The sequence below is a fragment of the Pseudomonas sp. LG1E9 genome (genome assembly GCF_003290225.1).
Taxonomy (GTDB): Bacteria; Pseudomonadota; Gammaproteobacteria; order Pseudomonadales; family Pseudomonadaceae; genus Aquipseudomonas; species Aquipseudomonas cyclaminis.
The window spans coordinates 1,236,146-1,251,433 of record NZ_CP029983.1 but is presented as its reverse complement, the minus strand read 5'-3'; the positions used below and the strand labels follow the sequence as shown (position 1 = coordinate 1,251,433).

9 protein-coding genes are annotated in these 15,288 nt (G+C 60.7%); 5 read left to right on the top strand and 4 right to left on the bottom strand.

The features are described from left to right. Window positions 1-10 precede the first annotated feature (10 nt). From aceE to msrA, 4 genes are all read left to right on the top strand, one after another. Complete coding sequence (aceE, locus tag DNK50_RS05910; RefSeq protein WP_099583732.1) at window positions 11-2,656, top strand: pyruvate dehydrogenase (acetyl-transferring), homodimeric type; 2,646 nt, start codon at window positions 11-13, stop codon at window positions 2,654-2,656. Between the two features lie 11 nt (window positions 2,657-2,667). Beyond that, the gene (gene aceF, locus DNK50_RS05905) at window positions 2,668-4,317 is read left to right on the top strand and encodes a dihydrolipoyllysine-residue acetyltransferase (protein WP_099583733.1); all 1,650 of its coding nucleotides are present in this window, start codon (window positions 2,668-2,670) and stop codon (window positions 4,315-4,317) included. A 303-nt stretch (window positions 4,318-4,620) separates the two neighbouring features. Further along, window positions 4,621-7,314: a bifunctional diguanylate cyclase/phosphodiesterase gene (locus tag DNK50_RS05900; RefSeq protein ID WP_099583734.1), complete on the top strand. Its 2,694-nt coding sequence runs from the start codon at window positions 4,621-4,623 to the stop codon at window positions 7,312-7,314. Between the two features lie 72 nt (window positions 7,315-7,386). Continuing rightward, entirely contained in the window at window positions 7,387-8,034 is a 648-nt protein-coding gene (gene msrA, locus DNK50_RS05895) for a peptide-methionine (S)-S-oxide reductase MsrA (protein ID WP_112193089.1), read from the top strand. 128 nt (window positions 8,035-8,162) lie between these two features. Here msrA and DNK50_RS05890 read toward each other — a convergent pair whose 3' ends face one another. Then, a complete protein-coding gene (locus tag DNK50_RS05890) occupies window positions 8,163-8,999 on the bottom strand; it encodes a 23S rRNA (adenine(2030)-N(6))-methyltransferase RlmJ (protein WP_016975658.1) in 837 nt (278 codons plus the stop codon). Between the two features lie 173 nt (window positions 9,000-9,172). On the opposite strand from DNK50_RS05890, the gene DNK50_RS05885 reads away from it, so the two are divergent. Further along, entirely contained in the window at window positions 9,173-10,450 is a 1,278-nt protein-coding gene (locus DNK50_RS05885) for an O-acetylhomoserine aminocarboxypropyltransferase/cysteine synthase family protein (protein WP_112193088.1), read from the top strand. Here DNK50_RS05885 and DNK50_RS05880 read toward each other — a convergent pair. The 3 genes from DNK50_RS05880 to putP form a co-directional block, all read right to left on the bottom strand. Further along, window positions 10,436-11,161, bottom strand: coding sequence for a DUF4123 domain-containing protein (locus DNK50_RS05880; protein ID WP_112193087.1), 726 nt, complete (start codon window positions 11,159-11,161; stop codon window positions 10,436-10,438). The genes DNK50_RS05885 and DNK50_RS05880 overlap by 15 nt on opposite strands. Window positions 11,162-11,176: 15 nt before the next feature. Next, the gene (locus DNK50_RS05875) at window positions 11,177-13,192 is read right to left on the bottom strand and encodes a type VI secretion system tip protein VgrG (protein ID WP_112193086.1); all 2,016 of its coding nucleotides are present in this window, start codon (window positions 13,190-13,192) and stop codon (window positions 11,177-11,179) included. Window positions 13,193-13,396: 204 nt separating this feature from the next. Continuing rightward, window positions 13,397-14,881 carry a sodium/proline symporter PutP gene (putP, locus tag DNK50_RS05870; protein ID WP_099583739.1) on the bottom strand — a complete coding sequence of 495 codons (1,485 nt, stop codon included), beginning with the start codon at window positions 14,879-14,881 and terminating at the stop codon, window positions 13,397-13,399. Window positions 14,882-15,288: the final 407 nt, after the last annotated feature.

The window sequence follows — 15,288 nt, the reverse complement described above, 5'->3', positions numbered from 1 at the left end:
GGAGCAAGCCATGCAAGACCTCGATCCCGTCGAAACCCAGGAATGGCTGGACGCCCTGGAATCGGTTCTCGACAAAGAAGGCGAAGACCGTGCTCACTACCTGATGACCCGTATGGGCGAACTCGCGACCCGCAGCGGCTCGCAGTTGCCTTACGCCATCACCACGCCATACCGCAACACCATCCCCGTTACCCACGAAGCACGCATGCCTGGCGACCTGTTCATGGAACGCCGCATTCGCTCGCTGGTACGTTGGAACGCCATGGCGATGGTAATGCGCACGAACTTGAAAGATTCGGACCTGGGCGGTCACATCTCCAGCTTCGCTTCCAGCGCAACCCTGTATGACATCGGCTTCAACTACTTCTTCCAGGCCCCGACCGACGAACACGGCGGCGACCTGATCTACTTCCAGGGCCACACCTCGCCAGGCGTCTACGCCCGTGCGTTCATGGAAGGTCGCATCACCGAAGACCAGATGAACAACTTCCGCCAGGAAGTGGACGGTGGCGGCTTGTCGTCCTACCCACACCCTTGGCTGATGCCTGATTTCTGGCAGTTCCCGACCGTTTCCATGGGTCTGGGTCCAATCCAGGCGATCTACCAGGCTCGCTTCATGAAGTACCTGGAAGCCCGTGGCTTCATTCCGGAAGGCAAGCAGAAAGTCTGGTGCTTCCTGGGCGACGGCGAGTGCGACGAGCCGGAATCCCTGGGCGCCATCTCCCTGGCTGGCCGCGAGAAGCTGGACAACCTGATCTTCGTCATCAACTGCAACCTGCAGCGCCTCGACGGCCCGGTTCGCGGCAACGGCAAGATCATCCAGGAACTCGAAGGCGTGTTCCGCGGTGCCCAGTGGAACGTGACCAAAGTCATCTGGGGCCGTTTCTGGGACCCACTGCTGGCCAAGGACGTTGACGGCATCCTGCAACGTCGCATGGACGAAGTCATCGACGGCGAGTACCAGAACTACAAAGCCAAAGACGGCGCGTTCGTACGTGAACACTTCTTCAACACGCCTGAACTCAAGGCGATGGTTGCAGACCTGTCCGACGACGAGATCTGGAAACTCAACCGTGGCGGCCACGACCCGTACAAGGTCTACGCGGCATACCACGAAGCGGTGAACCACAAAGAACAACCGACCGTCATCCTGGCCAAGACCATCAAGGGTTATGGCACCGGTGCTGGCGAAGCGAAGAACACTGCGCACAACACCAAGAAGGTTGATGTTGAAAGCCTGAAGCTGTTCCGCGACCGCTTCGACATCCCGGTCAAGGACGAAGAGCTGGAAGACCTGCCGTTCTTCAAGCCAGAGCCAAACAGCGCCGAAGCCCGCTACCTGAGCGAGCGCCGCACCGCCCTGGGCGGTTTCGTACCCCAGCGCCGCGCCAACAGCTTCGCCGTACCGACTCCGGACCTGAGCACCCTCAAGGCCATCCTGGACGGCTCGGGCGACCGTGAAATCTCCACCACCATGGCCTTCGTGCGGATCCTCGCGCAGCTGGTCAAGGACAAGGACATCGGCCCGCGTATCGTCCCGATCATCCCGGACGAAGCCCGTACCTTCGGTATGGAAGGCATGTTCCGTCAGTTGGGCATCTACTCCTCCGTCGGCCAGCTCTACGAGCCAGTCGATAAAGACCAGGTGATGTTCTACAAGGAAGACAAGAAGGGCCAGATCCTCGAAGAAGGCATCAACGAAGCGGGCGCCATGAGCTCCTTCATCGCTGCCGGTACTTCGTACTCCAGCCACAACCAGCCAATGCTGCCGTTCTACATCTTCTACTCGATGTTCGGCTTCCAGCGCATTGGCGACCTGGCTTGGGCAGCAGGCGACAGCCGTACCCGTGGCTTCCTGATCGGCGGCACCGCCGGCCGCACCACGCTGAACGGCGAAGGCCTGCAACACGAAGACGGTCACAGCCACATCCTGGCTGCCACCATCCCGAACTGCCGCACCTTTGATCCAACCTACGGCTATGAGCTGGCGGTGATCATCCAGGACGGCATGAAGAAGATGACCGAAGAGCAGCAGGACGTTTTCTACTACATCACCGTGATGAACGAGTCCTACCAGCAGCCAGCCATGCCGGCCGGTGTCGAGGAAGGCATCATCAAGGGCATGTACCTGCTCGAAGAAGACACCAAGGAAGCAGCGCACCACGTGCAACTGATGGGCTCCGGCACCATCCTGCGCGAAGTGCGTGAAGCGGCGAAGATCCTGCGTGACGAGTTCAACGTCGGCGCCGACGTATGGAGCGTTACCAGCTTCAACGAACTGCGTCGCGACGGCCTGGCCGTAGAGCGCAGCAACCGCCTGCACCCTGGCCAGAAGCCAGCGAAGAGCTACGTCGAAGAGTGCCTGGCTGGCCGTAAGGGTCCAGTCATTGCCTCTACCGACTACATGAAACTGTTTGCTGAACAAATTCGCCAGTGGGTCCCGTCCAAGGAATTCAAAGTCCTGGGCACCGACGGTTTCGGCCGCAGTGACAGCCGCAAGAAGCTGCGTCACTTCTTCGAAGTCGACCGTCACTTCGTGGTGTTGGCAGCCCTGGAAGCCTTGGCTGACCGTGGTGAGATCGAACCAAAGGTGGTGGCTGACGCTATCGTCAAGTTCGGGATCAACCCGGAAAAACGCAACCCACTGGACTGCTGAGGAGATTTTTTGTGAGCGAACTCATTCGCGTACCTGACATCGGCAGCGGTGAAGGTGAAGTAATCGAGCTGTTTGTGAAGGTCGGCGACAAAGTCGAAGCCGACCAGAGCATCCTGACCCTGGAATCGGACAAGGCGAGCATGGAAATCCCTGCTCCCAAGGCCGGCGTGGTCAAGAGCCTGAAAGTGAAGCTGGGCGACCGCCTGAAAGAAGGCGACGAACTGCTGGAACTGGAAATCGAAGGTGCCGCTGATGCGGCCCCTGCGGCTGCCCCGGCTGCCGCTGCTGCACCCGCACCTGCCGCTGAAAAGCCTGCCGCTGCTGCCGAGGCCCCAGCGGCACCGGCTGCTGCACCGGCCGCTGCCTCTGTTCAGGACATTCATGTTCCGGACATCGGCTCGTCGGGCAAGGCCAAGATCATCGAGTTGCTGGTCAAGGTCGGCGACACCGTCGAAGCCGACCAGTCGCTGATCACCCTGGAGTCCGACAAGGCCTCCATGGAAATCCCTTCGCCGGCTGCCGGCGTGGTGGAAAGCATCGCAGTCAAGCTGGAAGACGAAGTCGGTACCGGTGACTTCATCCTCAAGCTGAAAGTACAAGGCGCCGCACCGGCTGCCGCTCCAGCACCTGCCGCTGCTCCGGCTGCTGCAAAAGCTGAAGCTGCACCGGCCGCCGCCCCTGCACCTGCTGCAAAAGCCGAGGCCGCACCGGCCCCTGCTGTTGCCGCACCTGCGCCAAGCGGCGCCAAGGTTCACGCCGGCCCGGCGGTACGCCAACTGGCCCGTGAATTCGGCGTCGAGCTGAACGCCGTATCGGCCACTGGCCCACACGGCCGTGTGCTGAAGGAAGACGTGCAGGTTTACGTCAAGGCCATGATGCAGAAAGCCAAGGAAGCTCCGGCTGCCGGCGCTGCTACCGGCGGCGCAGGCATTCCACCGATTCCGGTCGTGGACTTCAGCCGCTTCGGCGAAACCGAAGAAGTGCCGATGACCCGCCTGATGCAAATCGGCGCGTCGAGCCTGCACCGCAGCTGGCTGAACATCCCGCACGTGACTCAGTTCGACCAGGCCGACATCACCGACCTGGAAGCTTTCCGCGTTGCGCAGAAAGCCGTGGCCGAGAAGGCTGGCGTGAAACTGACCGTGCTGCCACTGCTGCTCAAGGCCTGTGCGCACCTGCTCAAGGAACTGCCGGACTTCAACAGCTCGCTGGCGCCAAGCGGCAAGGCGATCATTCGCAAGAAATACGTGAACGTCGGCTTCGCGGTAGACACTCCTGACGGCCTGCTGGTACCGGTCATCAAGAACGTCGACCAGAAGAGCCTGCTGCAACTCGCTGCTGAAGCGGCTGCGCTGGCTGCCAAGGCCCGCGACAAGAAGCTGACCGCAGACGACATGCAAGGCGCCTGCTTCACCATCTCCAGCCTCGGTCACATTGGCGGCACTGGCTTCACGCCAATCGTCAACGCGCCGGAAGTGGCGATCCTGGGTGTTTCCAAGGCCACCATCCAGCCAGTCTGGGACGGTAAAGCGTTCCAGCCGAAGCTGATGCTGCCACTGTCGCTGTCCTACGATCACCGTGTGATCAACGGCGCGGCCGCTGCACGCTTTACCCAGCGTCTGAGCCAGCTGTTGAATGACATCCGTACTATCTTGCTGTAAGTCTCCACGGGCCTCCCCTTTACCGGGGAGGCCTGGTTGCACCGATTTCCGAGCGCCACGCTCGTACCTCAACCCCGTCAATTTGGCGGGGCTTTTTTTGCTTTTTTGTACAGACAGAACAGGGTTGTACACCTTCTGTCAGCGCGCCTACAGAAATCAGCCGTCCGGCCGATAACCCACTTATAGCACTTAGCCTTCATCCTCTCTTGTCAGTCTGTGCTGCATGATGCAACCTTGCCACAGGCAATAGAAAAGAGGGCGTGAGCCCGGCGCCGTGCGCGTTATTTGAAGTGAGTTCCCCCCATGAAAAGCCAACCCGATGTCGCCCGTATGGCGGCCGAGGTAGTGACGCAGTTACCGGTGCCTTCGCGCCTCGGTATGCTGCGTTTCGAGCGGCTTAATGAGGCTAGCTGGACCCTCCTGTACCTCGACCCCAATTGCGAGCGCCAATTCGGCCTGCCGGCGGTAGAGTTGTGCGCCCTGCTCGGCACGCCCTATGCCAGCCTGATGGAACCCCAGGCCCGCTATCAACTGCACGACACCATCCAGCAGCAACTGACCCAGAGCCCTCACTACCTGGTGCGCTACACCCTGCACACCAACGACGGTCCCCTGAGCCTGCTGGAAATGGGCGAGGCCTACAAACAACACAATCGTCACCTGCTGCGCGGCTACCTGATGGTGGTCGATGGCCTGTTCAGCGAACTGCCCTTGCTCCTCCCGACCGAAGACCTGGAAAGCCAGAACAGCCGCCTGCAAATCGCCCTGGAGCTCAACCAACGCGCCCAGCAGGAGCAACTGCAGCATCTGGAACGCGTGCGCGCCCAGCAGGAGCTGATCTTGCTACTGGCGCGCCAGCGCTATACCGTCAACAATTCGTTGCAGGAAGCCGCCGAGCTGATCACGCGCAGCGCCTGCGATATCTACCAGATCGACTGCGCCAGCATCTGGAACCTCGAAGGCCAGCGCCTGGTGCCCATCTCGGCTTACCACCGCGACGACCAACAGCACCATCTGCCCGAGCCCATCGATGCCAGTTGCTTCCCGGATTATCTGGAAGCCTTGCACAGCAGCCGCGCCATCGACGCCACCAACGCCATGCGCGACCCGCGCACCCGCGAGATGGCCGAGAACCTGCGCCATAGAGACATCCACGCCATGCTCGATGCGAGCATCCGCGTCGACGGCCAGGTGGTCGGCGTATTGTGCCTGGAGCAGTGCGGCAGCCCGCGTGACTGGCAGGCTGACGAAATCGCCTTCGCCGGCGAGCTCGCGGACCAGTTTGCGCAAGTGATCAACAACCACAACCGCCGCACCGCCACCAGCGCCCTACACCTGTTCCAGCGGGCCGTGGAGCAAAGTGCCAACGCCTTTCTGCTGGTCAACTGCGACGGCGTGGTGGAGTACGTCAACCCGAGCTTTACCGCGATCACCCAGTACAGCGCCGAAGAAGTCCACGGCCACCGCCTGGCGCAACTGCCCGCGCTGGAAAACCTCAGCGAATTGCTGTTCGACGCGCCGTCGAGCCTGGCCAAGAGCAACAGCTGGCAGGGCGAATTCAAGAGCCGCCGCAAGAACCTCGAACCCTACTGGGGCCAGTTGTCGATTTCCAAGGTGTATGGCGATAACCGTGAGCTGACGCACTACATCGGCATCTACGAAGACATCACCCAGACCAAGCTGGCCCAGCAGCGCATCGAGCGCCTGGCGTACACCGACAACCTGACCAACCTGGGCAACCGCCCGGCGTTTATCCGCAACCTCGACGAACGCTTTGCCCGCGACAGCGACAGCCCGATCAGCCTGCTGCTGGTGGACATCGACAACTTCAAGCGCATCAACGACAGCCTCGGCCACCAGACCGGCGACAAGCTGCTGATCAGCCTGGCCCGACGCCTGCGCAACAGCCTGAGTGCCGGCGGCAGCTTGGCGCGCTTTGCCAGTAACGAGTTCGCGGTGCTGCTCGACGACACTGACCTGGAGAGCGGCCAGCAGGTTGCCAGCCAACTGTTGGCGACCCTCGATAAACCCATGTTCGTCGACAACCAATTGATCAGCGTCACCGGCTCCGTAGGCCTGGCCTGCGCGCCGCTGCATGGCCGCGACCCGCAGACCCTGATGCGTAACGCCGGCCTGGCCCTGCACAAGGCGAAGGCCAACGGCAAACACCAGGTGCAGGTGTTTACCGAAGCGCTGAACGCCGAGGCCAGCTACAAGCTGTTCGTGGAAAACAACCTGCGCCGCGCCCTGACCCAGAATGAATTGGATGTGTTCTACCAACCCAAGCTGTGCCTGCGCAGCGGCCGCTTGCTGGGCATGGAAGCGCTGCTGCGCTGGAACCACCCGGAAAAGGGCATGATCCGCCCCGATCAGTTCATCAGCGTGGCGGAAGAGACCGGGCTGATCATCCCCATCGGCAAATGGATCGCCCGCCAGGCCTGCCGCATGAGCAAGCAACTGAGCGCCGCCGGCATGGGCAACCTGCAGGTGGCAATCAACCTGTCACCCAAGCAGTTCTCCGACCCGGACCTGGTGGCGTCGATTGCCACCATCCTCAAGGAAGAAGAGCTGCCGGCCAATCTGCTGGAGCTGGAGCTGACCGAAGGACTGCTGCTGGAAGCCACCGAAGACACGCGCCTGCAACTGGACCAGTTGAAGAGTTTCGGCCTGACCCTGGCCATGGACGACTTCGGCACCGGTTACTCGTCGCTGAGTTACCTGAAAAAATTCCCCATCGACATCATCAAGATCGATCGCAGCTTTATCCACGAAATCCCGGACAACCAGGACGACATGGAAATCACCTCCGCCGTGATCGCAATGGCTCACAACCTCAAGCTCAAGGTCGTGGCCGAAGGCATCGAGACCGCCGAGCAACTGGCGTTCCTGCGCCGCCATCGCTGCGACGTTGGCCAGGGCTACCTGTTCGACCGGCCCATCCCCGGCGCAGAGCTGCTTGAGATGCTCAAACGCTACCCGCGCGGGCCAATCGCCTGACAGCGCGGTAACACTCGGGCACACTGGCTGTCTGAATTCTTACCTTACTCAATCTGACTGAGAGGACTGATCATGGTCTTGCGCTCGGAAATCCTGGTGAACAAAAACGTGCTGCCTACTCAAGAACAAGCGTTGCCTGGTCGTGAAACCCCGATGAACTTGCCGGAGACGCACTTCGTCAACGGCAACCCGCTGCTGGGCCCATTCATGGACGACGTCGGCTTCGCGATCTTCGGCCTGGGTTGCTTCTGGGGCGCGGAGCGCAAGTTCTGGCAGCGCGATGGCGTGGTCAGCACGGTGGTCGGTTACGCGGGCGGCTTTACGCCGAACCCGACTTACGAAGAAGTCTGCTCGGGCCTGACCGGCCACAGCGAAGTGGTGCTGGTGGTGTATGACCAGGCCAAAGTGAAATACGAAGACCTGTTGAAGATGTTCTGGGAATTGCACAACCCGACCCAGGGCATGCGCCAGGGTAACGACATCGGCAGCCAGTATCGGTCGGTGATCTATGCGACCACGCCGGAGCAATTGGCGGCGGCAAAGGCCAGCGCCGAGGCGTATCAGCAAGAGCTGACCAAGGCCGGCCTGGGTGATATCACCACGGAAATCGAGGAGGCGCCGACCGTGTTCTTCGCCGAGGCGTATCACCAGCAGTACCTGGCCAAGAATCCGCAGGGCTATTGCGGGATTGGCGGCACAGGCGTGACCTGCCCGATCTAAGATCAACATGAATCAAAATGTGGGAGGGGGCTCGCCCCCGATGGCGGAGTATCAGTCAGTACATCTGTAACTGACCCACCGCTATCGGGGGCAAGCCCCCTCCCACATTGGTTTAGCGCCAGACTTGGTTACTCGGCAATAAGCCAATCCATCTGCCACCCACCCTGGGTCTGGCCAAGTTTCTTGGACAGCCACGGCAGCAGTTCGCGCAACTCCTCTTCCAAGCCCCACGGCGGGTTGGCAATCGCCAGGCCCGAACCCGTCAGGGTGTTGGGCGTGTCCAGCGGATGCACCAGCAATTCCACACGCAGCAGCTTCGGCGCGCCGGTGCCGGCCAGGTCCTGGTAGAAGCGGCGCAACATGCGCTGATCTTTCACCGGGTACCAGATCGCCGCGACGGTCTGGCGCATGCGGCTGACGGCTTCCTTGAGGGAAGCGGCGCAACGTTGCATCTCGTCGAGTTTTTCAAACGGCGGGTCGATCAGCATCAGCGCGCGTTTTTCCGGCACGGGCAGCAAGGCGCGCGGTACATGCCAGCCTTCGCCCAAGTGCACTTTGACCCGGCGATCACCCTTCATGTTGTCCTTGAGCAGCACGCCGTCTTCCGGGTGCTTTTCATTGAGCAGCACGCGGTCCTGTGGGCGCGTCAGGCGCCGTGCCAGTTCCGGCGAGCCTGGGTAGTAGCGCAACTGACCGTCCGGGTTCATCTCGTGCAGCACGCGCATGTAATCGGCTGTCAGCGGCGGCAGATCGCTTTCGCCCCACAGGCGCGCGATGCCTTCCAGGTACTCACCGGTGCGGTTGGCCTGATCGCCTTGCAAATCGTACAGACCAATCCCGGCGTGGGTGTCGAGGTAGGCGAACGGCTGCTCCTTGCGCGACATCAGGGCGATGAGGCGGGTCAAGGTCAGGTGTTTGAAGACATCGGCGTGGTTGCCGGCGTGAAAGGCGTGACGATAATTCATGGTTGCTCCTGCGCAGGGGGCGAAGTTTACCTTCTACGAGGGCAAAGGTGCAGGGCGGCGTGCCGGGCGGTGCTTATGCCCTAAAGCCAGGACGCGGGCTGAAAAAAATCTAATGGCTGGCCCAGGGCGGATTTATTGTGGCGATCCACTATCCAGGGAGGTCAATAACAATCATGAAAGACGCCACCATCGCACTGCACCACGCCTTCAAGTCGGATCCGACCACCAAGGCCGTCGCCGTGCCGATCTACCAGAACGTCGCATTCGAATTCGATAACGCCCAGCACGGTGCCGACCTGTTCAATCTGGACGTGCCCGGCAATATCTACACACGCATCATGAACCCCACCAATGATGTGCTGGAGCAACGCATCGCCGCCCTCGAAGGGGGTATCGCGTGCCTGGTCGTGTCGGCCGGCAGCGCGGCCATTCACTATGCGATCCAGACCCTCACCCGCGCCGGCGACAACATCGTCACCACCCCGCAGCTCTACGGCGGCACCTACACGCTGTTCGCCCATTTGCTGCCGAGCTTTGGCGTCGACGTACGTTTCGCCCGCGACGACAGTGCCGCCGCCATCGCCGAACTGATCGATGACAACACCAAGCTGGTGTATTGCGAAAGCATCGGCAACCCGGCGGGCAATATCATCGACATCGAAGCCCTGGCGGACGTCGCCCATGCCTGTGGTGTGCCGCTGATGGTGGATAACACCGTGGCAACGCCCATCCTGTGCAAGCCGATCCAGTTCGGCGCCGACATCGTTGTGCACTCGCTGACCAAATACATCGGCGGCCACGGCAACTCCCTGGGCGGTGCGATCGTTGACAGCGGCACCTTCCCCTGGACCCAATACCCGGAAAAATTCCCCGGCCTCAACCAGCCCGAGCCGGCTTACCACGGCGTGGTCTACACCGAAAAATTCGGCCCAGCCGCCTTCATCGCCCGCGCCCGCACGGTGCCGTTGCGTAACACCGGCGCAGCCCTGGCGCCCATGAACGCCTTTCTGCTGCTGCAAGGCTTGGAAACCCTGGCCCTGCGCATGGAGCGTCATACGGAAAACGCCCTCAAGGTCGCGCAGTTCCTGCAAGGCCATGCCGATGTGGAATGGGTCAGCTATGCGGGGCTGCCGGATCACCCCCATCACGCATTGGCGCACAAATACCTGCAAGGCAAACCCTCGGCGATCCTGTCCTTCGGCCTGAAGGGCGGGTACGCAGCAGGTGTACGCTTCTACGATGCGCTGCAAATTTTCAAGCGCCTGGTGAATATCGGTGACGCCAAGTCCCTGGCCTGCCACCCCGCATCCACCACCCATCGACAGATGAACGAACAGGAACAGGCCAAGGCTGGTGTGAAGCCGGAGATGATTCGCCTGTCAGTGGGCATCGAAGCGATTGAAGACTTGATCGACGACCTGCAACAGGCGCTGGGCTCAACTCAACTCTAAGGCCAGGTAATCGGTGAGCGCCTCATGGCTGATATCCGGCCGACGGGCACAGTAGGCGACCTTGTGCTGCAAGGTCGCCGGTGTGAACGCGGTGTACAGGTCGGGGCGCTGCTCTTGCAGCCATTGCAGCAGGTTGTCGATCAGGGTTTGCGGTGATTGCCCTGCCAAGTGCGCCTGCAGCGCTGCTGGGACTCGCCACCAAGGGCTGGCCTTGGCCTCGGTCGCTGGCCCCGTTGCAACCGTGAGCGGTTGGCCATTGATCAGGTACCGCTGAAAAACCGGCAACACGCTTGCCGCCTCATCACCCAGGCCCTGCAACATCGGCAGAAACTGGGTGCCATCCCAGAATCGCAAAAACACCTCCTGGCCGTCCGGCAGGTAGACCTTGGTCAAGCTTTGCAGGTGCGCGAGCACGGGTTCCAGCGAACTGGACGACACCGCCAGCCAACCCCAACCCGTGGCTTCAGTGGTTGCCACCCATTCGAGGAATGCACTGTCAGGCGAGACAATGCCTACGTAAGGCATGACCTCCTCCCATTCTGCGTAAGCCGTGCCAGCCCAGATGGGTTGGGGCAGCATTCCAGCTGCGGTGGCTCGCCAGGCGGCAAGCGGCTTGGCGTCGCTGGCAGCGCTCAACACCACGAAGAGCTGCTCATTCGCAAGCAAAGGAGCCTGTGCCAGCCAGGCGCTGGGGACCAACCGTTCAGACATGGGGATAAATTCCTTTTAAGGCTGAGTTGAATGGGTGACAGCGCACTGCCCGTTCCTGCAACGCTCACATTCCTCACAAAAGGGCGCACTACGTTTCAAGCTGGCCACCTGCACCAGGCTAAGCGGCGCGGGGATTATCGCCAGCAGTTTTTCCTGAATCCCCGGCATCAACGGTGCCGCCGCCGGAGCAGGCCCGCCGCCAAGCTGGATCGGCACGCTGCTGAGAATACCGCCCGCCGAAAGGGTGATCGATTGCCCGCCCGCCTGAATCGTCACGCTCGCACCGGCGTCAATCACAACGCTTTGCCCTGCGCCGATCTGAATGGTCTGCCCGGCGCGCATCTGCTGCGAACCACCAACGACCAAGTGATCATCCTGCTTGAGTTCGATCAGGCGGTTGCCGTGGGTAATGCGCTGCTCTTCACCTTGCAGTTCATGGTGCGACTCGCCCCCCACCCTGATGCGACGCTGATTGTCGACCTCCACCCGCTGGTCATGCAGCACATGCTGGGTAAAATCCCGCTGGGCGCGCAGGTAGATTTCCTCGGAGCCCTTGCGGTCTTCGATGCGCAGCTCGCTGTAACCACCGCCGCCGGGGCTGCTCTGGCTACGGAAGACACTGCGGGTCTTGTCTGCGGGCAGGTCGAGGGGCACCGCCGTCGCCGCGTTGGGCAGGCAACCCATCACCAGCGGCATGTCCATATCACCATTGACGAACCCCACCAGCACTTCCATACCCACTCGCGGAATAAGTACCGCACCATAGCGGTCATGGGCCCAACCGCTGGCCACCCGCAGCCAGCAGCTGGAATGGTCGTTGTGCTCCCCGAGTCGATCCCAGGCCAGTTGCACCTTGACCCGCCCGTATTCGTCACAATGAATTTCACTGTCGACGGGGCCAGTCACCACAGCGTTTTGATAACCCGCCAATGTCGGCCGCGGTTGCTCGGGCAAGGGCGGGCGAAAGATCACGTCCCACGGTGAGGCAACAAACTCATTGCGATAACCCTGACGAAAATCGCCACCGGCAACCTCGGTCACAGCCTCCTCCAGCACCTGGGGTTGTTTGCCTTCGTGGGTAACGTGCGTCACCAGCCACAAGTCATTCCATGCGTCACGCGGGTGACCGGCCAACGTGAGGAAATGGCCGCAGACCAATGCGGGATCATCACCGCTGCCACGGGCAATTCGATAGTCGCTACGGTGCCGCTCCAACACCCGTTGCGCGAGGTATTTACCGTGGGGCCGATCAGAAAAGTGACCGGGGTACCCCTGCTCTTCAAGCCGTGGCGACTGTGCGCCGGCAACGCCACTCTCCAACACCAGGTTCGGCTTACGGAAATCGTAGTCGCGCAGGTTGACCGCCGTGGTGCGGGTTGCCAGTTGCACCACAAAGCGCTTGATCGCAGGCGTATCCGCCACCATCCCGGAACCTGGCTGATAGGGCGTCGGCTGGTCTGGCTGGGCGAACACGGTCTGGTCATCGCCAAACACCAGCAGATGCCGTTCGGGCGAGTGCCGGAAGTGATAGTGAATACCCTGCTCGGCACATAGCCGCTGAATGAAGGCCAGGTCGCTTTCACCGAATTGCACGCAATACTCGCGCTCGGGGTAATCACCACTCAGGTGAAACTCGAATTGGTCGGCATGGACCCCCTGCTCCGCCAGCACCAGCGTAACGATCTGCGGCACTGTCTTGTGCTGGAATATGCGCTGGTGACTGCTGTGCTGCAGATACGCAAGCTGCGGCACGAGCTGGATCTGATAACGCGTCAGGCGCCGCCCGGAATCGCCCTGCGCCACCCGATAGACCAGGCCATGGATGCCATGCCCCTGGTCGTCGAAACCGAGATAGACCTGGCGATGCAGCAAGCTCTCCAAATCGAGGTCGGGCTGCTCACTGACCAGCTCCAGGTCAAAACAATAGGGCTGGCTGACGGCTTCGGCGCCGTGAAACTCAAATACCTTGAGTTCACTCGGTTCCCCGTCAAGGGTCAGGGTAAAGGCACATTGATTGGCAGGAGCGAACATCCGGTGTTTCTCTGCGAGGGGTAGGCGGTGGATTCTGCACCACTGCCTTGCCCTGCAGAGCGCGCGTCCGATAAATCAGTAAAGCCCTACACATGGGCGTATGAATCGCCCTCAACCCGTGAAAAAACACGCACAAAAAAAGGCCCGCCATCCGTAGGACGCGGGCCTTTTTTTCAACTCATCGGACGCTCAGCGCCAGACGAATTACTTGTTGAGGTTGTAGTCTTTTTCCGCTGCATCAAAACGCTCAACCATACCGGCAGTCGGTGCGCCCATTTTGCTCACGAAGTAGATCGCGAGGCTGGCGAAGATGAAGCCTGGGATGATTTCGTACAGGCCCAACAGTTCGAAGTGCTTCCACACGATCACGGTGATCGCGCCGACCAGGATACCGGCCAGTGCGCCGTTGCGTGTCATGTCTTTCCAGATCACCGAGATCAGGACCACAGGACCGAATGCGGCACCGAAACCAGCCCAGGCGTAGCTCACCAGACCCAGTACACGGTTTTCCGGGTTGGCGGCCATGGCGATGGCGATCAGGGCAACCACCAGCACCATCAGGCGACCGATCCATACCAGTTCGAGCTGGGAGGCGTTCTTGCGCAGGAACGCTTTGTAGAAGTCTTCGGTCAGGGCGCTGGAGCACACCAGCAACTGGCAGCTCAAGGTACTCATTACAGCCGCCAGGATCGCCGACAGCAAGACACCGGCAACCCACGGGTTGAACAGGATTTTGGCCAGCTCGATAAACACACGCTCAGGGTTTTCGGTCACGGGACCTGCCACTTCCGGGTGCGCCGAGAAGTAGGCAATACCGAAGAAGCCCACGGCCACAGTACCGGCCAGGCACAGGATCATCCAGGTCATGGAGATACGACGCGCCTTGGCGATCGACTTGACCGAATCCGCCGCCATGAAGCGCGCGAGGATGTGCGGCTGGCCGAAGTAGCCCAGGCCCCAGCCCATCAGCGAGATTACGCCGATGAAGGTGGTGTTTTTCAGCATGTCGAAACTGGTTGGGTCCTTGGCTTCAATCGCCAGGAACGTGGTGTCAACACCGCCGGTGGCCAGCAGCACGATGATGGGCGTCAGGATCAACGCGAAGATCATCAGCGTGGCTTGCACGGTATCGGTCCAGCTCACGGCCAGGAAACCACCGATGAAGGTGTAGGCAATTGTCGCCGCAGCACCGGCCCACAGCGCCGTCTCGTAGGACATGCCGAAGGTGCTTTCGAACAGACGGGCACCGGCCACGATGCCGGATGCGCAGTAGATGGTGAAGAACACCAGGATCACGACCGCAGAGATGATGCGCAGCAGGCCGCTTTTATCTTCGAAACGGCTGGAGAAGTAATCCGGCAGCGTCAGGGCGTCACCGTTGTGCTCGGTCTGTACCCGCAGGCGACCGGCCACGAACAACCAGTTGAGGTAAGCACCGACGATCAGGCCGATGGCGATCCAGCTTTCCGACAGACCGGACATGTAGATCGCGCCCGGCAGGCCCATCAACAACCAGCCGCTCATGTCGGAAGCACCGGCGGACAAGGCTGTCACCACGCTACCGAGGCTGCGACCGCCCAGGATGTAATCGGAAAGGTTGTTGGTGGAGCGATAGGCCATCAGGCCGATCAGCACCATTGCTGCGATGTAGATCACGAACGTGATCAAGGTTGGATTACTAACGCTCATATGAGTGACGCCCTGGCTTTGTTTTTATGTAGCAGCGGTCTGACAGACGCTACCCACTGTATAGCTGGGTAAACGAACCTGCGTGCCGCGCATTTATGACTGACGTTTCCCCAGGAAAGCCGTCAGCCGATGAACCTCGTTTTACCGACGGTTGCACCTTGGTCGCGAATGCTATTCAACAAAGCAAATAAGGTGCAACCAGTTTCTTTCGAATAAGTTGCACCCAGATATGAAATCGACAAAACGCCCTGTTTTTGCTCCTTTTCGGAGCAAGAACAGCCGAAGTCAGAAGCAAATGCACCAAGACAAAGCGGATTAAGTTGTCGCCAAATTTATTTCGGATGAACGTCGAGAATTTCATGGATAAAAAAGGTTGCACCCGGTTGCACCTCTTGATGCGCAAAGCT